The sequence below is a fragment of the Ectobacillus funiculus genome, assembly GCF_004138295.1.
GTDB classification, from domain to species: Bacteria; Bacillota; Bacilli; order Bacillales; family Bacillaceae_G; genus Ectobacillus; species Ectobacillus funiculus.
Genome location: NZ_SCFM01000006.1, coordinates 60271 through 81472, shown reverse-complemented (window position 1 = coordinate 81472; position 21202 = coordinate 60271). Strand labels below are relative to the sequence as shown.

General features: G+C 43.9%; 16 protein-coding genes. All 16 read left to right on the top strand.

Going from position 1 to position 21202, the window contains the following annotated elements; translation table 11 throughout:
* The first annotated feature begins 22 nt into the window (after positions 1-22).
* Positions 23-2101, top strand: coding sequence for a type I DNA topoisomerase (gene topA / locus EP737_RS04750; protein WP_129726784.1), 2079 nt, complete (start codon positions 23-25; stop codon positions 2099-2101).
* Positions 2102-2152: 51 nt separating this feature from the next.
* Positions 2153-3454 (top strand): FADH(2)-oxidizing methylenetetrahydrofolate--tRNA-(uracil(54)-C(5))-methyltransferase TrmFO, encoded by a 1302-nt coding sequence (gene trmFO / locus EP737_RS04745; protein WP_129726783.1) that lies wholly within the window; start codon positions 2153-2155, stop codon positions 3452-3454.
* Positions 3455-3527: 73 nt separating this feature from the next.
* Complete coding sequence (xerC, locus tag EP737_RS04740) at positions 3528-4427, top strand: tyrosine recombinase XerC (protein WP_129726782.1); 900 nt, start codon at positions 3528-3530, stop codon at positions 4425-4427.
* Positions 4428-4501: 74 nt separating this feature from the next.
* Positions 4502-5044, top strand: coding sequence for an ATP-dependent protease subunit HslV (gene hslV / locus EP737_RS04735; RefSeq protein ID WP_129726781.1), 543 nt, complete (start codon positions 4502-4504; stop codon positions 5042-5044).
* Positions 5045-5058: 14 nt separating this feature from the next.
* Positions 5059-6453, top strand: a complete 1395-nt coding sequence (gene hslU, locus EP737_RS04730) for an ATP-dependent protease ATPase subunit HslU (RefSeq protein WP_129726780.1) — start codon at positions 5059-5061, stop codon at positions 6451-6453.
* A gap of 76 nt (positions 6454-6529) precedes the next feature.
* Positions 6530-7309 (top strand): GTP-sensing pleiotropic transcriptional regulator CodY, encoded by a 780-nt coding sequence (gene codY / locus EP737_RS04725; RefSeq protein ID WP_129727053.1) that lies wholly within the window; start codon positions 6530-6532, stop codon positions 7307-7309.
* 307 nt (positions 7310-7616) lie between these two features.
* Positions 7617-8318 (top strand): 30S ribosomal protein S2, encoded by a 702-nt coding sequence (rpsB, locus tag EP737_RS04720; protein WP_129726779.1) that lies wholly within the window; start codon positions 7617-7619, stop codon positions 8316-8318.
* 123 nt (positions 8319-8441) lie between these two features.
* Positions 8442-9329 (top strand): translation elongation factor Ts, encoded by an 888-nt coding sequence (gene tsf / locus EP737_RS04715; RefSeq protein ID WP_129726778.1) that lies wholly within the window; start codon positions 8442-8444, stop codon positions 9327-9329.
* Positions 9330-9439: 110 nt separating this feature from the next.
* On the top strand, positions 9440-10162 hold the full coding sequence (gene pyrH / locus EP737_RS04710) for a UMP kinase (protein ID WP_129726777.1): 723 nt from the start codon (positions 9440-9442) through the stop codon (positions 10160-10162).
* A gap of 3 nt (positions 10163-10165) precedes the next feature.
* Positions 10166-10723, top strand: a complete 558-nt coding sequence (gene frr / locus EP737_RS04705; protein WP_129726776.1) for a ribosome recycling factor — start codon at positions 10166-10168, stop codon at positions 10721-10723.
* A gap of 87 nt (positions 10724-10810) precedes the next feature.
* Positions 10811-11584, top strand: a complete 774-nt coding sequence (locus tag EP737_RS04700) for an undecaprenyl pyrophosphate synthase (RefSeq protein WP_129726775.1) — start codon at positions 10811-10813, stop codon at positions 11582-11584.
* 18 nt (positions 11585-11602) lie between these two features.
* Entirely contained in the window at positions 11603-12400 is a 798-nt protein-coding gene (locus EP737_RS04695) for a phosphatidate cytidylyltransferase (RefSeq protein WP_129726774.1), read from the top strand.
* Positions 12401-12480: 80 nt separating this feature from the next.
* Positions 12481-13623: a 1-deoxy-D-xylulose-5-phosphate reductoisomerase gene (gene dxr / locus EP737_RS04690; RefSeq protein ID WP_129726773.1), complete on the top strand. Its 1143-nt coding sequence runs from the start codon at positions 12481-12483 to the stop codon at positions 13621-13623.
* Between the two features lie 17 nt (positions 13624-13640).
* Complete coding sequence (rseP, locus tag EP737_RS04685) at positions 13641-14897, top strand: RIP metalloprotease RseP (RefSeq protein ID WP_129726772.1); 1257 nt, start codon at positions 13641-13643, stop codon at positions 14895-14897.
* A gap of 69 nt (positions 14898-14966) precedes the next feature.
* Positions 14967-16667: a proline--tRNA ligase gene (locus EP737_RS04680; RefSeq protein WP_129726771.1), complete on the top strand. Its 1701-nt coding sequence runs from the start codon at positions 14967-14969 to the stop codon at positions 16665-16667.
* A gap of 56 nt (positions 16668-16723) precedes the next feature.
* Positions 16724-21037, top strand: coding sequence for a PolC-type DNA polymerase III (locus EP737_RS04675; RefSeq protein ID WP_129726770.1), 4314 nt, complete (start codon positions 16724-16726; stop codon positions 21035-21037).
* The last annotated feature ends 165 nt before the right edge of the window (positions 21038-21202 follow it).

Here is a 21202-nt window from a genome sequence, read left to right as displayed (position 1 = left end):
CCTCTTGAGGGAGGAAACCAAGATGTCAGAGTATCTCGTAATTGTTGAATCACCGTCAAAGGCGAAGACGATTGAAAAATATTTAGGGAAGAAATATAAAGTAGTAGCGTCCATGGGACATGTACGCGATTTGCCAAAAAGTCAGATGGGCATTGAGGTCGAAAATAACTATGAACCGAAATACATCACGATACGAGGCAAAGGGCCTGTTGTAAAGGACTTGAAGGCAGCCGCAAAAAAAGCAAAGAAAATTTATCTCGCAGCCGACCCGGATCGTGAGGGAGAAGCGATTGCGTGGCATTTGGCCCATACATTAAATGTGGATATATCATCGGAATGCCGCGTTGTTTTTAATGAGATTACAAAGGATGCTGTGAAAGAGTCTTTTAAAAAGCCGCGTGCAATTAATATGCATTTAGTCGATGCGCAGCAGGCACGCCGTATTCTGGATCGTCTTGTCGGATATAATATTAGCCCACTATTATGGAAGAAAGTGAAAAAGGGCTTAAGTGCAGGACGTGTTCAATCTGTAGCAGTTCGGTTAATTTCGGAACGCGAAAAGGAAATTAAATCATTTATCCCGGAAGAGTTTTGGACAATTAAAGGCGAGTTTGTAAAAGGTAAGGATGTATTTGAGGCTAGCTTTTACGGTGTAGACGGAGAAAAGAAGGAGCCGAAGCATGAGCAAGAGGTAAAAGAAATTTTAGCAAAATTAGATACAAACACCTTTGCTGTTGAAAGCGTTACGAAGCGCGAACGAAAGCGTAATCCGGCTGTTCCGTTTACGACGTCCTCCTTACAGCAGGAGGCGGCCCGTAAACTTAATATGAGAGCGAAAAAGACCATGATGCTTGCGCAGCAGCTATACGAAGGAATTGACATTGGTAAAGAGGGGACCATTGGTTTAATTACATATATGAGAACAGATTCTACTCGTATATCTGAAACAGCGCAGGCAGAAGCAAGGAACTATATTGAGGAAAAATTCGGGTCTGACTATGTAGCTACGGAGAAGCGAAAGGAAGGGAAGAATACGAATGCGCAAGATGCGCATGAAGCGATTCGTCCAACTTCAACGCTTCGGAAGCCAGAGGAACTAAAGGCTGTATTAAGCAAGGACCAATACCGCCTGTATAAGCTGATTTGGGAGCGTTTTGTCGCGAGCCTGATGGCACCCGCTGTCATGGATACCGTAACGGTTGCCTTGGTCAATAACGGAGTGCAGTTCCGCGCTCATGGCTCGGTTGTGAAGTTTCCTGGGTTTATGAAAGTGTATGTTGAGTCAAACGATGATGGCGTGGAAGAAAAAGATCGTTTACTTCCGCCATTTGAAATTGGTGAAACGGTATTTTCGAAGGATATCGAGCCGAAGCAGCATTTTACGCAGCCGCCGCCGCGCTATACAGAGGCTCGGCTTGTAAAAACGCTGGAGGAGGTTGGGATTGGCCGCCCGTCTACGTATGTGCCGACGCTCGAAACCATCCAAAAACGCGGCTACGTGGCACTTGAAAATAAACGCTTTGTGCCTACTGAGCTTGGGGAGATTGTTATTGAACTCATCCTTGAATTCTTCCCAGACATTATCAATATTGAGTTTACAGTCAATATGGAGGATAGCTTAGATAAAATTGAAGATGGAGAGGCAAATTGGGTCAAAGTTATCGATGCATTTTATCGAGGCTTTGAACAGCATCTTGAAAAAGCAGAGAAAGAAATGCGGGAAGTTGAGATTAAGGATGAGCCAGCCGGTGAAGATTGCGAGCAATGCGGAAATGCGATGGTATTTAAAATGGGCCGCTATGGAAAATTTATGGCGTGCTCGAACTTCCCAGATTGTCGTAATACAAAGCCAATCATGAAGGGGATTGATATCGATTGTCCGAAATGCGGCGAAGGCGAAATCATCGAACGGCGCAGTAATAAGAAAAAACGTACTTTCTATGGCTGCAGCACGTATCCGGACTGTGATTTTCTATCCTGGGATAAGCCAGTGGGCAGAAAATGTCCAAAATGTGAAGGAATGCTTGTAGAGAAGAAGCTCAAAAAAGGTCTTCAGGTGCAATGTGTATCTTGTGATTATGAAGAGGAACAACAAATGTGAGCCGAAAATGCTCACATTTTTTTCGGAAAAGAAAGAGAAAAGGTGATAGAAATGGAACAAACAGTTCATGTAATCGGAGCTGGCTTAGCTGGCAGTGAGGCAGCGTATCAAATCGCCAAGCGCGGTGTAAAGGTTATGCTGTATGAGATGAGACCGGTGAAGCAGACGCCTGCTCATCATACAGATAAATTTGCTGAGCTTGTATGTAGTAACTCTCTTAGAGGGAATAGTTTAACGAATGCGGTTGGTGTGCTGAAGGAAGAGATGCGGCGGTTAGATTCCGTCATCATTCGGGCAGCGGATGAGTGCTCTGTGCCAGCAGGTGGAGCGCTTGCGGTCGATCGTCATGAATTTGCGGCGAAGGTAACAGACTATGTGAAAAATCATCCGAATATAACCGTTGTAACGGAGGAAATAACTGAAATACCGGCTGGACCGACCATAATTGCGACAGGTCCGCTTACTTCTAAAGCATTATCTGACAGGCTGAAGGAGCTAACAGGAGAAGACTATTTTTATTTCTACGATGCAGCCGCACCTATTATTGAGAAAGAGAGCGTCAATATGGAGGTTGCGTATTTAAAATCGCGTTATGATAAGGGAGAGGCGGCATATCTCAACTGTCCGATGACAGAGGAGGAATTTAACCGTTTTTACGAAGCGCTTATCTCTGCTGAGGTTGTGCCGCTTAAAGAATTTGAGAAAGAAATTTACTTTGAAGGTTGCATGCCTGTGGAAGTTATGGCGCAGCGCGGAAAGCAAACCTTATTATTCGGTCCAATGAAACCGGTTGGGTTAGAGGATCCTCGTACAGGAAAACGCCCGTTTGCGGTCGTGCAGCTTCGTCAGGATGATGCGGCAGGAACGTTGTACAATCTTGTAGGCTTCCAAACGCATTTAAAGTGGGGCGCTCAAAAAGAAGTACTCAGTCTCATTCCGGGGCTTGAAAATGCGGAAATCATCCGTTATGGTGTTATGCACCGTAATACGTTTATTAACTCACCAAACCTGCTTCTTCCTACCTACCAATATAAGCAGCGCGAGGATTTATTCTTTGCGGGGCAAATGACAGGTGTAGAAGGCTATGTAGAATCTGCGGCGTCTGGCTTGCTTGCAGGAGTTAATGCCGCTAGAATGGTAAAGGGGCAGGAGCTGATCTCGCTGCCTCCAGAAACGGCGATGGGCAGTATGGCGCATTATATTACATCAACAAACGCGAAAACATTTCAGCCGATGAATGCAAACTTCGGACTGTTCCCGCCGCTGGAAACAAAAATTAAGAAGAAGCTGGAGCGTTACGAAGCGTACGCACAGCGGGCTTTAGGAATAATTCAAAATTTTGTAAATATTTAGTCAATTTACTTGCAAAGGCTACTACGTTGTGATACGATTTAGTAGCCTTTCTTGCTTAAAAGGTGAGAAATCTATGGATATAAAGGAAAAGTTAAATCTGTTTGTCGAGTATTTACAAATTGAACGAAATTATTCGAAATATACACTTGCAAGTTATGAAGATGACTTTGAACATTTTATGACATTTATGATGCAGCAAGGAATTGCTTCGTTTGAGGATGTTGTATATTCCGATGTTCGTTTATATTTAACTGTGCTTCACGGCAAAAAGCTGGCACGAAAAACAGTGGCCAGGAAAATATCGAGTCTGCGCAGCCTGTATAGATTTTTCATGAGAGAGGGGTATTGCGAGGATAATCCGTTTTCTTTTGCATCCCTTCCAAAAAAGGAAGAGGCGATTCCCGAGTTTCTATATGCTGAGGAGCTGGAGAAGCTATTTGCCGTTTGTGATCAGGGTACAGCGCTTGGGCAGCGCAACCAAGCGTTGCTGGAGCTTCTATACGCAACTGGTATTCGAGTAGGTGAATGCTGTCAGCTATGTCTGGCAGATGTTGATTTCACGGTTGGAACGATTCTAGTCACTGGAAAGGGAAAAAAACAGCGCTATGTTCCATTTGGGAGCTACGCCTATGATTCGCTACATACATATATCAAAAGCGGAAGGCAGGAATTGTGTAAGAAGAGCCGACAGGAGAGCGCAGCTTTGTTTTTAAATGCAAAAGGAGCCCCTTTAACGGAAAGGGGTGTACGGTACGTTTTGAATGAAATCATTGAAAAGGCTTCCTTAACAATGCGTTTAAGTCCGCATGTGCTGCGGCATACGTTTGCAACTCATATGCTGGATGAAGGCGCAGATTTACGTACTGTACAAGAGCTGCTTGGACATGCTCATTTATCCACAACTCAAATTTATACGCATGTTTCCAAGGAGAGATTGCGATTTGTTTATACAAAGCATCATCCGAGAGCATAATGATGCTAGAATGACAGAATGCTCCATATAATGGTATTGGTGTGACAAAACGACAAGGTAAAAGGAGTTTTTCTATGGGAAACTTTCATGCGACAACGATATTTGCCATTCATCATAAAGGAAAATGTGCAATGGCAGGAGACGGTCAGGTGACATTTGGAAATGCGGTTGTTATGAAGCATACAGCGCGCAAGGTTCGTAAACTGTTTCAGGGAAAAGTGCTTGCTGGCTTTGCTGGTTCAGTTGCTGATGCGTTTACTTTATTTGAAATGTTTGAAGGGAAGCTAGAGGAGTACAATGGCAATTTGCCGCGGGCTGCTGTGGAAATGGCTAAGAAATGGCGGGGCGATAAGATGCTTCGTCAATTAGAGGCGCTTCTCATCGTGATGGATGAAAGAAATTTACTCCTCATCTCTGGTACGGGCGAAGTGATCGAACCAGATGATGGCATTTTAGCGATTGGATCAGGAGGCAACTATGCCCTTGCTGCAGGTCGCGCTTTAAAGCAGTTTGCAGGGGAAGGGTTGACAGCGAAAGAGATCGCAAAGGCGAGCCTTGAGGTTGCAAGCGATATTTGTGTGTATACGAACGGAAATATCATCGTTGAGGAACTGTAAAGGGGGATGTACTAATGCATTTACATTTTACACCACGTCAAATTGTCGAGAAGCTTGACCAATATATTATCGGCCAAAAAAATGCAAAAAAAGCGGTGGCAGTTGCGTTGCGTAACCGCTATCGCCGAAGCTTGCTGGATGAAGCCATTCGCGATGAAATCGCCCCAAAAAACATTTTAATGATTGGGCCGACGGGGGTTGGTAAAACAGAGATTGCCAGACGTTTAGCAAAACTTGTTGGCGCGCCATTCCTCAAGGTAGAGGCAACGAAATTTACTGAGGTCGGATATGTAGGGCGAGATGTTGAATCGATGGTTCGGGACTTAATGGAAACATCAATTCGTATTGTAAAAGAAGAGAAAGTGGTTCGCGTCAAGGATAAAGCGGAAGAACTGGCAAATCAACGCATTATCGAAGCGATCGTACCGGGAAAACCGAAGCAGCATACATTCAAGAATCCGCTCGAAATGCTGTTTGGCGGACAGCAAAACAATGATACGAAAACGGAAGCTCACCAAGAGGAAGCGGACACACGGTTAAAACAAAAAGAAATAGAGCAAAAACTAGCTGCCGGTCTTCTTGAAGATGAGGTCATTTCGATTGAGGTGGAAGAGCAGCAGCCATCTATGTTTGATATGCTTCAAGGCACAGGCATGGAGCAGATGGGCATGAACTTTCAAGATGCGTTAGGAAACCTTATGCCAAAGAAAACAAAGCGCCGCAAGCTGACTGTAAAAGAAGCGAGAAAGGTGCTTGCGAATGAAGAAGCACAGCGTCTCATCGATATGGAAGAAGTGACGCAGGAGGCGATTTATCGGGCGGAGCAGCTTGGCATCATCTTCATTGATGAAATCGATAAGATTGCTGGGAAAAACGCAAATAGCGCCGATGTTTCTCGAGAAGGTGTACAGCGTGATATTTTACCGATTGTCGAAGGTTCGACGGTTGTTACGAAGTACGGTCCTGTGAAAACCGACCATATTTTATTCGTCGCAGCCGGCGCTTTTCATATGTCAAAGCCGTCTGACCTCATTCCGGAGCTGCAAGGTCGTTTTCCGATTCGTGTAGAGCTGACAAAGCTTTCTAGTGAGGATTTTATTAAAATACTTATAGAGCCAGATAATGCTTTGATTAAACAATATCGTGCATTGTTATCGACAGAAGGTATAGAGATTGAATTTTCTGACGAAGCTATTCGTAAAATTGCTGAGATTGCTTACGAGGTAAACCAGGATACGGATAACATCGGGGCAAGAAGACTGCATACGATTATGGAAAAGCTGTTGGAAGATTTGTCGTTTGAGGCCTCTGAAATCACTTTGGAAAAAATAACCATCACTCCTCAATATGTTGAGGAAAAGTTAGTTAGCATAGCAAAAAACAAGGATGTAAGTCAATTTATTTTATAAGGAAAGTATCCCGTGTGATGCCTCCCTCCCGTGAAATAGGGAGGGAGGATGCGCGGTGTGGGAGGAAAAAAGAACAATGGCACTATTAGACAAAACAAGAAAAATTAATGCTCTTCTGCAGCAGGCTGCAGGAAAGCCTGTAAACTTCAGAGAAATGGCTGACACGCTATGCGGTGTAATTGAAGCAAACGTGTTTATCGTAAGTCGCCGGGGGAAATTGCTTGGTCATGCAATTCATCAACACATTGAAAGTGATCGGATGAAGCAAATGCTGGCAGAGCGACAATTTCCGGAGGAGTATACAAAAAGCCTCTTCAATATTACAGAAACATCTCCAAACTTGGATATTCACAGCGAATACACTGCTTTTCCGGTTGAAAATAAGGACTTGTTTCAAGACGGATTAACAACGATTGTGCCAATTGTCGGAGGCGGCGAACGTTTAGGTACACTGGAGCTAGCTCGCTTAGCAAAAGAGTTCTTGGATGAGGATTTAATTCTTGCAGAGTATGGAGCAACAGTAGTAGCCATGGAGATTTTACGCGAAAAAGCAGAGGAAATTGAAGAAGAAGCTCGCAGCAAAGCGGTTGTTCAAATGGCCATCAGTTCCTTATCTTATAGTGAATTAGAAGCGATTGAACATATTTTCGAAGAGCTAAATGGAACGGAAGGCTTGCTAGTTGCTAGTAAAATCGCGGATCGTGTTGGAATTACTCGTTCTGTTATTGTCAACGCACTTCGCAAGCTTGAAAGTGCGGGTGTAATTGAATCACGCTCTCTTGGAATGAAGGGAACGTATATTAAGGTGCTCAATGATAAGTTTTTGCAGGAACTATCAAAATTAAAAGCAAATTAAAGCAAAAGCTCTCCGGATTTGGAGGGCTTTTGTTTTGAAATGATGGAAAAGTGGTAATACTGTAGAAGTGAGAATTACGATTTTATGTACAAGGTTTAAAAAGATTGCTAACTCTCTTGAAAAGAAATTCAAGAAGTTTCGCAAAAACACTAATTTTCGACTTGAATGTCATATCTTGTTATGATATAGTAGTCAATGGTGTGAATACACACGTTTACAGATTTAAGTGTTGGTGCTGCTTCTTGTGCAGTTACGCTTAAAGGTGAAGTAAACGGAGGAGAATAAAACCATTCAGGAGGAACTAAGCATGTCAGTAATTTCTATGAAACAATTGCTTGAAGCAGGTGTACATTTCGGACACCAAACACGTCGTTGGAACCCTAAAATGAAACGTTACATTTTCACTGAGCGTAACGGCATCTATATCATCGATCTTCAAAAAACAGTTAAAAAAGTTGAAGAAGCTTACAACGTAATGAAAGGAATCGCAGCAAACGGCGGTACTGTTCTTTTCGTTGGTACAAAAAAGCAAGCGCAAGATGCGATTAAAGAAGAAGCAGAACGCGCAGGTATGTACTTCGTAAACCAACGTTGGTTAGGTGGTACATTAACAAACTTCCAAACAATCCAAAAACGCGTAAAACGTTTGAAAGACATCGAAAGAATGCAAGAAGACGGCACATTCGATGTACTTCCTAAAAAAGAAGTTGTTCAGCTTAAAAAAGAATTAGAGCGTCTTGAGAAATTCTTAGGCGGAATTAAAGATATGAAGGATCTTCCAGATGCAATCTTCATCGTAGATCCACGCAAAGAGCGCATCGCTGTTGCGGAAGCACGTAAGTTAAACATCCCGTTAATCGGTATTGTTGATACAAACTGTGATCCAGATGAAATTGACCATGTAATTCCTGCGAACGATGACGCAATTCGCGCTGTAAAACTTCTTACATCTAAAATGGCTGACGCTATCCTTGAAGCAAAGCAAGGAGAAGAAACAGTTACTGCGTAACAGATGGGAAAGGTGATAAGGGGGTAAGCCTTTTATCACCTTTTTTAAAGTAAGAAAATCATATGTCTAGGAAGAGTATATTTGCTCTTTCTGAGTTATATACATAACAGGAGGATGAAGAACATGGCAGTTACTGCACAAATGGTAAAAGAGCTTCGTGAAAAAACAGGCGCGGGCATGCTTGATTGCAAAAACGCGTTAACAGAAACAAATGGCGATATGGAAAAAGCGATCGATTTTCTTCGTGAAAAAGGAATCGCGAAAGCTGCGAAAAAAGCGGACCGCATTGCTGCTGAAGGTTTAACAGCAATCGAAACAAAAGGAAACGAAGCAGTAATTCTTGAAGTAAACTCTGAAACAGACTTCGTAGCAAAAAATGAAGGCTTCCAAGCGTTAACAAAAGAATTGGCAGCTCATTTATTAGCGAAAAAGCCTGCATCTGTTGAAGAAGCATTGGCTCAAACAATGGACAGCGGTGTAACAGTAGAGCATCATATCAACACAGCGGTTGCAAAAATCGGTGAGAAACTAACTCTTCGCCGCTTTGAAATCGTAACAAAAACAGATGCTGATGCATTTGGTGCATATCTTCATATGGGCGGCCGTATTGGCGTATTGTCTGTTCTTACAGGAACAAATGATGACGCTCTTGCAAAAGACGTATCTATGCATATTGCTGCAGTAAATCCGAAATATGTAGATCGCAGTGCGGTAACAGAAGAAGAAATCGAGCGCGAGCGTCAAGTATTAACGCAACAAGCGTTAAACGAAGGCAAGCCTGAAAATATCGTTGCAAAAATGGTAGAAGGCCGCCTAGGCAAATTCTTTGAAGAGATCTGCTTAGTAGACCAAGCGTTTGTAAAAGACCCAGATACAAAGGTTGGAAAATATGTACAATCTAAAGGCGCTGCTGTAAAATCCTTCGTTCGCTATGCGGTAGGAGAAGGTATTGAAAAGCGTCAAGATAACTTCGCAGAAGAAGTAATGAACCAAGTAAGAGGCAACAACTAATAAAGATAAGGGGACACGTAGTGTTCCCTTTTTTAAAATAACCAAGTGCACTGCCGCCAGGCAATGGGCAGCGAGGGTGCAGATAAAGATCGGAGCAACGGAGGTTCATTATGAGTCAAGCTAAATATAAACGAGTTGTACTAAAACTAAGCGGAGAAGCTTTAGCAGGTAGTCATGGATTTGGAATTAATCCGACCGTTATTAAATCAATTGCGCAACAGGTGAAGGAAATTGCTGAACTTGACGTAGAAGTAGCAGTTGTTGTTGGCGGCGGGAACATTTGGCGCGGCAAAACGGGAAGCGAGATGGGAATGGATCGGGCTACAGCCGATTACATGGGGATGTTAGCCACTGTAATGAATTCCCTTGCACTGCAAGACAGTTTAGAGAATTTAGGTATTCAAACACGCGTGCAAACGTCAATTGAAATGAGACAGGTTGCGGAGCCTTATATTCGCAGAAAAGCAATCCGCCATTTGGAAAAGAAACGCGTTGTTATTTTTGCTGCTGGGACAGGAAATCCGTACTTCTCAACAGATACGACAGCAGCCTTACGTGCAGCTGAAATTGAAGCTGATGTGATCCTTATGGCTAAAAATAATGTGGATGGCGTATATAGTGCAGATCCGACAATTGATGAAACAGCGACGAAATATGATACGTTAACATACTTAGATGTCTTAAAAGAAGGATTAGGCGTAATGGATTCCACAGCTTCTTCCCTATGTATGGATAATGACATCGCGTTGATTGTGTTCTCGATCATGGAAGAAGGAAATATTAAACGTGCCGTTCTTGGCGAAAACATCGGAACAATTGTAAGGGGGAAATAAACCATGGCGCAGCAAGTATTAAAAAATACAAAAGAAAAAATGGAGAAAGCAATTTCCGCATATACACGTGAATTAGCTTCGATCCGTGCAGGACGTGCGAGCGCAGGTGTACTTGAGAAAATTACGGTGGATTATTACGGTGCCCCAACACCTGTTATCCAGCTGGCAAATATTACTGTACCAGAACCGCGGATGCTTGTGATTCAGCCGTATGATAAGTCTTCCTTAAAAGACATTGAAAAGGCGATTCAAACATCTGATTTGGGATTAAATCCATCTAACGACGGTTCCATTATTCGCATTGTGTTTCCAGCGTTAACAGAAGAGCGCCGTCGCGACTTAGTGAAAACTGTGAAAAAGTATGCGGAAGAGGCAAAGGTAGCTGTTCGTAATGTTCGCCGTGATGGAAACGATGAGCTGAAGAAGCTTGAGAAAAATGGTGAAATTACTGAAGATGAGCTGCGCGGTCATACAGAAACAGTTCAAAAAGAAACAGACAAGCACATTGCAAAAATTGATGATATTACAAAGGACAAAGAAAAAGAGATTATGGAAGTGTAATCCTCATTTTTGTCTATGCACGACCCTCTGCTTAAGGGGGTCTTTTTACACTTTTATGGAATACGTGTGCTCGTGGAGGTTTCAAACATGTTAAAGAGATTTTCCATTTGGAAAGATAAGACGGTTTCATCGTTTGAGGAGCTAATGGAGGAAGTACAGCAAGGGGAAATTCCGCAGCATATTGCCATCATTATGGATGGGAATGGCAGATGGGCAAGGAAAAGAGGTTTGCCGCGTATTGCCGGTCACCATGAGGGTATGAAAGTAGTGCGGAAAATTACAAAATGCGCTAGTCGACTTGGCGTGAAGGTATTAACACTTTATGCATTTTCAACAGAGAACTGGAAGCGACCAAAGTTGGAAGTGGATTATTTAATGAAGCTTCCTCAGGAGTTTTTAGGTACCTTCTTGCCGGAGCTTGTAGAAGAAAACGTACAGGTTCGCTTAATGGGACAAAAAGAGGGACTTCCGGCTCATACGCTTGCGGCAATAGAGAAAGCTATGCAAGACACTGCAAATAACACAGGTTTAATCTTAAATTTTGCGTTAAACTATGGAAGCCGTGATGAAATGGTTTATGCGGTGAGGGATTTGGTTAGAGATAGTAACAGTGGAAAACTTAACGCAGATGACATCACCGAGGAAGTGATTTCCTCCTATTTAATGACGAGTAAGTTGCCGGATCCGGATTTGTTAATTCGTACGAGTGGCGAAATTCGTATCAGTAATTTTATGCTTTGGCAAATTGCTTATACGGAGCTGTGGTTTACAGATCGTTATTGGCCAGACTTTACGGAGTCCCACTTGCTTGAAGCCGTCATAAACTTTCAAAGGAGAGGTCGCAGGTTCGGTGGCGTATAAGAAAGTGAGGTCTTGTTTTTGAAACAACGATTGATTACAGGGTTTGTGGCATTGGCCTTATTTGTTCCATTCGTATGGTACGGAGGAAAGCCATTTTTATGGCTTGTGTATGGACTTGCTTTTATCGGGCTGTATGAGCTAGTACGTATGAAGCAGTTGCCGCTTTTTTCTGTTCCAACCTTCCTAGCAGCCTTTTTGCTTGCGGTGGTTTTACTGCCAAGCACGGTAGCCAGCCATGAGGTTGTAGAAGTGCTGCATCTGACAAAAGCAGAAATAACGTTTTTGGTTGTCCTGCTTCTTTTATCATATACGGTTCTTTCCAAGAATACATTTACTTTTGATGATGCATCTTTTTTGCTGATGGCAACTCTTTATGTAGGTATGGGATTTTACTATTTAAACGAAACGAGAATGGAAGGCTTGAAGTATATTCTATATACACTGTTCGTGATTTGGGCAACGGATACGGGGGCATATTTTATTGGCCGGGCCATTGGCAAGCGGAAGCTGTGGCCGGAAATTAGTCCGAATAAAACGGTAGAGGGAGCGGTCGGCGGTGTTATTTGCGCTGTTATAGTGGCTCTGGTGTACAACCATTTTTCACCTGTCGCGGACAATATAGGAATGTTAGTTGCCGTAACAGCAGCTGTTTCTGTATTTGGGCAAATTGGCGATCTTGTAGAATCGGCATTTAAGCGCCATTACGGAGTTAAGGATTCTGGTAACATCTTGCCGGGACACGGCGGAATTTTGGATCGTCTAGATAGCGTGCTGTTCGTATTGCCGCTGTTGCACTTTTTGCATTTTATTTCATAGAGCCTTGACCAAAGCATGGCGGCAGTCTCTATTATCTGCATGATATGTAAACTCGTTTCGTCAAACAAGGAGATGGAACAATGAAAAAAATTAGTGTGCTCGGAGCGAGTGGATCTGTTGGGGTACAGACACTTGACGTGATTCGGCTGCATCCGGAACATTTTCAATTGGTTGCTTTCTCGGTAGGAAGCAATATTGAGTTTGCGGTGCAAGCGGCTCGAGAATTTCTTCCGCAGCTCATATCGGTGCAAAAGGAAGAGGACGCAAAGCGACTGCGAGTGATGCTTGGCAACGTGAAAGTCGTTTGGGGAGAAGAAGGGCTGCTTGAGGTTGCTTTGCACACAGCTGCTGACGTTGTCGTGAATGCAGTAGTCGGGAGTGTAGGTTTAATGCCGACGCTTAGTGCAATTGAAGCAAGAAAGACAATTGCCATTGCCAATAAAGAAACACTTGTAACAGCAGGTCATCTCGTAATGGAGGCTGCCTGCAAGTATGGTGTTGATTTGCTCCCTGTAGATAGTGAGCATTCTGCGATTTTTCAATGCTTAAATGGTGAGAAGCGAGAGCAGATTTCTCGTCTTATTTTAACAGCCTCTGGTGGAAGTTTCCGAGACAAAACACGGGAGGAGCTTACACATGTTACAGTGGAGGATGCTTTGAAGCATCCAAATTGGTCGATGGGTTCGAAAATTACAATCGATTCTGCTACAATGATGAATAAGGGATTAGAGGTTATCGAAGCGCATTGGCTATTTAACATCCCTTATGATCAAATTGATGTGCTACTACATAAGGAAAGCATCGTACATTCACTTGTAGAGTTTGGGGATCGAAGCGTTATTGCGCAGCTAGGAACACCAGATATGCGTGTCCCGATTCAATATGCGCTTACGTATCCAACGCGTTTGCCGCTTCAAGCGACAAAGCAGCTGCAGCTATGGGAAATTGGAGCGCTCCATTTTCAGCAAATGGACTTTGGCAGATTCCGCTGCTTGCAGTTTGCTTACGAAGCAGGAAGAACGGGAGGCAGCTTGCCGGCTGTTATGAACGCAGCAAATGAAGCAGCTGTTGCTGCCTTTTTGCAAGGGAAGATCGGCTTTTTGACCATTGAAGAGCTAATAGAGAAAGCGATGCACCATCACAGTGTCATCTCTCATCCGAACTTAGATGAGATTCGGGAGATTGACTGGGCGACAAGACGATATGTGATGGAACAAATTTAGCAAAGGTGGGTATTGAGTTGAACACAGCGATTGCCTTTATTTTAGTTTTTGGAGCACTCGTCTTTTTCCACGAGTTAGGACATCTGTATTTTGCAAAGCGCGCTGGTATTCTTTGCCGAGAGTTTGCGATTGGTTTCGGTCCTAAAATTTTTTCATTTACCAAAAATGAAACAGTCTATACGATTCGCTTGCTTCCGCTTGGCGGCTACGTGCGCATGGCTGGGGAGGATCCGGAAACGATTGAACTAAAGCCTGGTGCAAAGGTCGGATTGTTATTGAATGAGAAGGAAGAAGTCATCAAGCTCGTATTAGACAATCGCGATAAGTACCCGAATGCTAGAGTAATCGAGGTAGAACGCGCGGATTTAGAGCATGCCCTTACGATTTCTGGGTACGAGGAGTACGAGGAAGAGCTGCAAACGTTCCGTGTTCACGAGAAGGCCTATTATGTATCTGGTGGAGAAGAAATTCAAATTGCCCCGTATAACCGGCAGTTTGGCTCCAAATCGTTGGGACAGCGAGCTCTTGCTATTTTTGCCGGTCCTGCGATGAACTTTGTGCTTGCGTTTTTACTGTTTGTCATTATCGGCCTTATGCAAGGAATCCCTGTTGATAAGCCGATTATCGGAGAACTTGTGCCAAATAGTGCTGGTGAAAAGGCAGGGCTGCACCAAGGAGACGTTATCAAATCGATTAACGGCACTGAAGTAGACACGTGGACAAACGTGACAACCATTATTAGGAAAAATCCTGGGAATGAAATGACGATGGAGTTGGAACGGAATAAGGAAAGAATTGTCCTAAAAGTGACCCCAACTGCTGAGAAGGAAGGAAAGCAGGAGGTTGGCCGCCTAGGGGTGTACGGCCCGGTTGAGAAATCGCTGCTTGGCTCCTTGAAGCTTGGAGCGGAACAAACGTATAAATGGACAAAACTGGTCTTTGTTTCACTCGTGCAGCTTGTAACTGGACAATTTAGTATTGATGCTTTGTCCGGTCCAGTTGGTATTTATAATCTAACAGGAAAGGTTGCGGAGTCAGGCTTTGTGAATTTACTTGGATTAACGGCTGCTTTGAGCATCAATCTTGGCTTATTTAATTTGCTGCCGGTTCCGGCACTCGATGGCGGACGTTTAATGTTTTTCTTAGTAGAGGCATTGCGTGGAAAGCCAATTGATCGTCAAAAGGAAGGTCTTGTCCATTTTATTGGCTTTGCGTTACTGATGCTGCTTATGCTTGTTGTAACATGGAATGATATAAAAAAACTTTTCTTATAGAAATGGAGAAATTACGTCTGACGCTGCTTGTTTAGCAGCGTCGGCATTATAATGGAGAGGTGTACGTCAATGAGACAAAGTATGATGTTTAGTCCAACTTTGCGAGAAGTGCCATCTGATGCAGAAGTAAGAAGTCATCAGCTGCTTCTTCGCGCCGGCTTCATGCGCCAAAATGCATCCGGTATATACAGCTTTTTACCGCTTGGACTAAAAGTATTGCAAAAGGTTGAGGGTATTATTCGTGAGGAGATGGAAAATGCGGGGGCAATGGAGCTGTTGATGCCAGCACTTCAGCCAGCAGAGCTATGGCAGGAATCAGGGCGCTGGTATTCGTATGGTCCAGAGCTTATGCGTATGAACGATCGTCATTCGCGCGAGTTCGCGCTCGGAGCTACGCATGAGGAGGTAATTACAGCCCTTGTGCGGGACGAGGTAAAATCGTATAAAAAGCTTCCGCTGACGCTGTACCAAATCCAAACAAAATTCCGTGACGAAAAACGTCCGCGTTTTGGCTTATTACGCGGCAGAGAGTTTTTAATGAAGGATGCCTATTCCTTCCATAGCTCGCGGGAAAGCTTGGATGAAGTGTATAATAAAATGTATGAAGCATATTCAAATGTGTTTCGCCGCTGCGGCTTAAACTTCCGCGCTGTTATCGCAGACGCTGGTGCGATAGGCGGAAAGGGTACACATGAGTTCATGATTTTGTCTGATATTGGTGAAGACACAATTGCGTATTCCGATACATCGGATTATGCGGCAAATGTTGAAATGGCAGAAGTTGTCGCAACTTATGAAAAAAGCAGTGAAGCAATGAAAGAGCTAGAGAAGGTAGCAACACCAAATCAAAAGTCAATCGATGAGGTGGCTGCATTCTTGCAAATGGAGGAGACATCTTGTATTAAGTCGATGGTCTTTCAGGTGGACGACAAGTTTGTACTCGTTCTTGTACGCGGCAACCATGAAGTAAACGACGTAAAGGTGAAAAATTTATATGGTGCTTCTGTTGTTGAACTGGCATCTCCTGAAGATGTACAGCGCCTCATGAATTGTACATTTGGTTCCCTTGGTCCAATCGGTGTATCCGATGAGCTTGAGATTATTGCAGATCATGCGGTAGCTGCAATTGTAAACGGAAGCTGCGGGGCCAATGAAGAGGGCTATCATTATGTGAATGTCAACCCGGGTCGTGATTTTACAGTAAGTCAGTACGCGGATTTACGTTTCATCGAGGAAGGAGATCCTTCTCCAGATGGACAAGGCACGATCAAGTTTGCTCTTGGTATTGAAGCAGGGCATATTTTCAAGCTTGGTACACGTTATAGTGAAGCGATGGACGCTACGTATCTAGATGAAAACGGAAAAACACAGCCGCTTATCATGGGTTGCTACGGCATTGGCGTTTCCCGTGTGGTGGCGGCCATTGCGGAGCAGTTTAACGATGAAAGCGGCTTGCTATGGCCATCTGCAGTCGCACCGTTCCATGTACATGTGATTCCGGTAAATGTAAAAACAGATATTCAAAGAGAGAAAGCGGAGTATATCTATCAATCGTTAAAGAAACAAGGTATAGATACTTTGCTTGATGACCGTCCAGAACGTGCTGGTGTGAAATTTGCCGATTCTGACCTGTTTGGAATTCCTGTACGCGTTACAGTAGGCAAAAAGGCAGAAGAAGGCATTGTTGAAGTAAAGGTGCGCGCGACAGGTGAATCTGAAGAAGTGCATATTGAAGGACTATACCAATATATCACAAATATTTTACAATAAGAGAAGAGGTACCTCATTGAGGTACCTTTCCTTGCTTATGATAAGGGAGGAGGAAGATGATGGCAGTGTTAACAACGGAGCAGCAGGAGCGCTTTCAAATTTTACTTGGGCAGCTGGGGTTTCCTGAAGCAATGCAAACGGAGTATTTTGCTGGCGGCGGTATTACAAAACTTGTCGTGGATAAACCAAACAAAGCTTGGTGCTTTCAATTTGCATTGCCGCGTCTGTTGCCCGCAAATATATATGAGCTGTTAGAAAATCAGCTCGTGCAAGCATTTTCACACATTGCCGATGTGTCGTTTACGCTGCAGACGGATGATGGACAATATACGGAGCATGACGTGCAATCGTATTGGCCGCTTTGTATGAATAAGCTGTCACTGTCGCCGATGTTCCTGTATTTAAAGGATCAGCTTCCGCATATAAGCGGCGTAAGACTCACTGTCACAGTGAAAAATGAGCTTGAGGAAGCGACTGTTAAGAAAAACTGGGCAAAACCGATTGGGGATCGTTACGAGTCATTCGGATTTCCGCGTTTTCAGCTGGATACAACTGTGCAGCAGAACCAGGAAGAAATGCAGCGCTTTATGGAGCAAAAAGAACAAGAAGACCGCGAAAAGGTGCAAAAGGCAATCGAAGATATGGCGAAGCGTGAGGATGAAGCGGGTGCTGGTGCGCCACCATCTGATGAACCTCTTGTAATCGGCTATCTCATTCGCGGGGATGAAGAGATTGTCTCCATTCGTGAGATTCAGGATGAAGAGAAACGAAAGACCATTCAAGGCTATGTCTTTGATGTAGAGACAAAGGAGCTTCGCAGCGGCCGGACATTATTAACGTTGAAAATTACCGATTATACAGATTCGCTAATAGTAAAAATGTTTTCACGCGATAAAGAGGATGTTCCGCTCGTACAAGCAATTAAAAAAGGAATGTGGCTAAAGGTACGCGGTTCTGTACAAAACGACACATTTGTCCGCGATCTTGTTATGATTGCAAACGATATTAATGAAGTAAAAGGTCCATCCAGGAAGGATACAGCGCCTGAAGAAGAGAAACGGGTTGAACTTCACCTGCATACACCGATGAGCCAAATGGACGCAGTCACACCGGTGTCTAAGCTAATTGCGCAAGCTGCAAAATGGGGGCATCCGGCTGTTGCCGTGACGGATCACGCAGTCGCGCAGTCGTTCCCAGAGGCATATGCGGCTGGAAAGAAAGCGGGCATTAAGGTGATATATGGTGTAGAGGTCAATCTTGTAAATGATGGCGTACCGATTGCGTATAACGAGGTGCATCGCTCTCTTGCTGATGAAACATATGTCGTCTTTGACGTAGAAACAACGGGTCTGTCCGCTGTATATGATACGATTATTGAACTGGCGGCAGTTAAAATCCGAGACGGTGAAATTGTAGATCGATTTGAGGCATTCGCCAATCCGCATCACCCTTTATCTGCTACTACGATTGAACTCACAGGCATTACGGATGATATGGTAAAAGATGCGCCGGATATTGATGTTGTTCTCCGAAACTTTGCAGGCTGGATTGCGAATGATACACTCGTTGCGCATAACGCGTCATTTGATATGGGCTTTATTAACGTTGGCTTTAAAAAATACGGATTGGCAAAGCCAACTAACCCTGTCATTGATACGCTTGAGCTAGCACGCTTTTTGCATCCAGAAATGAAAAACCATCGTCTCAACACACTATGTAAGAAGTTTGACATTGAACTAACGCAGCATCACCGTGCGATTTATGATGCGGAGGCAACAGGCTATTTGCTGACAAAAATGCTCAAGGAAGCGGTCGGACGCGGGATAGAATACCATGACCAGCTCAACGACAGTATGGGACAAGGTGATTCCTATAAAAGAGGCCGCCCGAGTCACGCAACCATTTTAGCCGTGTCAGATGAAGGATTGAAAAACCTGTATAAGCTTGTGTCATATGCGCATCTGCGATATTACTACCGCGTACCGCGTTTGCCGCGATCACTCTTGAAAAAGCATCGCGAAGGTCTTCTCATTGGTACAGCTTGTGACAAGGGAGAAGTATTTGAAGCGATGATGCAAAAGTCGTTTGAAGAAGCGGAAGAGGTCGCGCAATTTTACGATTATATCGAAGTAATGCCTCCTCAGGTGCTGACGCATTTAATTGAACTAGAATTAGTGCGGGATGAAGGCCAGCTGCGCACCATTATTTCAAATCTTGTGAAGCTCGGAGAAACGCTTGAGAAGCCGGTTGTGGCAACCGGGAATGTTCACTACCTAAATCCAGAGGACAGCATATACCGCAAGATTCTCATCGGCTCACAGGGAGGCGCAAATCCGCTGAATCGCCATCAGCTGCCGCCGGTATATTTCCGCACAACAAATGAAATGCTAGACGCCTTTTCTTTTTTAGGCGAAGAGAAAGCGAAGGAAATTGTTGTAACAAACACCCAAAAAGTCGCTTCGATGATTGGGGACGTAAAGCCGGTTAAGGATGACCTATATACCCCGCGCATTGAAGGAGCCGATGAAGAAACACGTGAAATGAGCTATGTGATGGCAAGAAGCATCTATGGTGAAACGCTTCCGGAAATCGTAGAAGCACGCCTTGAAAAGGAACTAAAGAGTATTATCGGTCACGGTTTTGCGGTGATTTACTTAATTTCCCATAAGCTCGTGAAAAAATCGCTTGATGATGGTTATCTTGTAGGTTCGCGTGGCTCGGTTGGTTCCTCGCTTGTTGCGACCATGATGGAGATTACAGAGGTTAATCCGTTGCCGCCGCATTATGTTTGTCCAAATTGCAAGCACTCGCATTTCTTTAATGATGGTTCGGTCGGTTCCGGTTTTGATTTGCCAGATGCCGATTGTCCGCAGTGTGGTACAAGATATAAAAAGGATGGGCATGATATTCCATTTGAAACATTTCTTGGTTTTAAAGGAGATAAGGTACCGGATATCGATCTCAACTTCAGCGGCGAGTATCAGCCGCGCGCCCATAACTATACGAAGATACTCTTTGGTGAGGATAATGTGTACCGTGCTGGAACGATTGGTACTGTTGCTGACAAAACGGCTTTTGGTTATGTAAAAGGCTATGCATCTGATCGTAACCTAACCATTCGTGGCGCTGAGGTAGAGCGTCTTGCGACAGGATGCACGGGTGTAAAGCGGACAACAGGTCAGCATCCAGGCGGCATTATCGTTGTGCCGGATTACATGGACGTATTTGACTTTACGCCGATTCAATTTCCGGCAGACGATACATCAGCTGAGTGGCGAACGACACATTTTGATTTCCATTCCATCCACGATAATCTGTTAAAGCTCGATATACTCGGACACGATGATCCGACTGTTATCCGTATGCTGCAGGATTTAAGCGGCATTGATCCAAAAACAATTCCAACGGACGACCCAGAGGTCATGAAGATTTTTTCAGGGACGGAGTCAATTGGCGTTACCGAGGAACAAATCAACTGTAAAACAGGCACACTTGGAATTCCGGAATTCGGAACAAAATTCGTTCGTCAAATGCTAGAGGAAACGAAACCGACAACCTTCTCCGAGCTTGTCCAAATCTCGGGACTGTCGCACGGGACAGATGTATGGCTCGGCAACGCCAATGAGCTCATTTATAGCGGAACGTGTACGCTAAGCGAGGTAATCGGTTGTCGTGATGATATTATGGTGTATTTGATTTATCAAGGATTAGAGCCATCGCTTGCATTTAAAATTATGGAATCCGTACGTAAGGGGAAAGGGGTTCCGACGGAATGGGAAGAGGAAATGCGCAAAAATAATGTACCAGCGTGGTATATTGATTCATGCAAAAAGATAAAATACATGTTTCCTAAAGCCCATGCCGCTGCTTATGTATTAATGGCGGTACGCATTGCCTATTTCAAGGTGCATTTCCCGCTTATGTACTATGCAGCATATTTTACAGTGCGAGCGGATGATTTTGATGTGGAGTCAATGGTAAGAGGCTCAGCTGCGATTCGTGCGAAAATTGAAGAGATTGTCCAAAAGGGATTGGATGCATCCCCGAAGGAGAAGAGCTTACTTACTGTGCTCGAGATGGCACTTGAAATGTGTGAGCGTGAGTATTCTTTCCAAAAGGTGGATTTATACCGCTCTAGCGCAACTGATTTCATTATTGACGGGAATTCTCTTATCTTGCCGTTCAATGCAGTTGCCGGTCTTGGTACGAATGCGGCGCTGAATATTGTAAAGGCGAGGCAGGAGGGAGAATTCTTATCAAAGGAGGATTTACAGCAGCGCAGTAAAATTTCGAAAACAATCCTTGAGTATTTAGACAGTCTAGGCTGCTTAGAGGCGTTGCCGGATCAAAACCAGCTGTCATTATTTTAAAAGCTAGGAAGGTATAACTTTTAGAGGATGATGTCTAGCTTTGATAACCTGCTTCAGCATTTGGAATAGTTTTCGGCAAAAAAGGAAAAAATATCTTCTATGCCAAAGGATATGCGGAAAGCTTTTACGAATCGGCTTCGTCTGAACCGTACAGCTTTCTTAGAG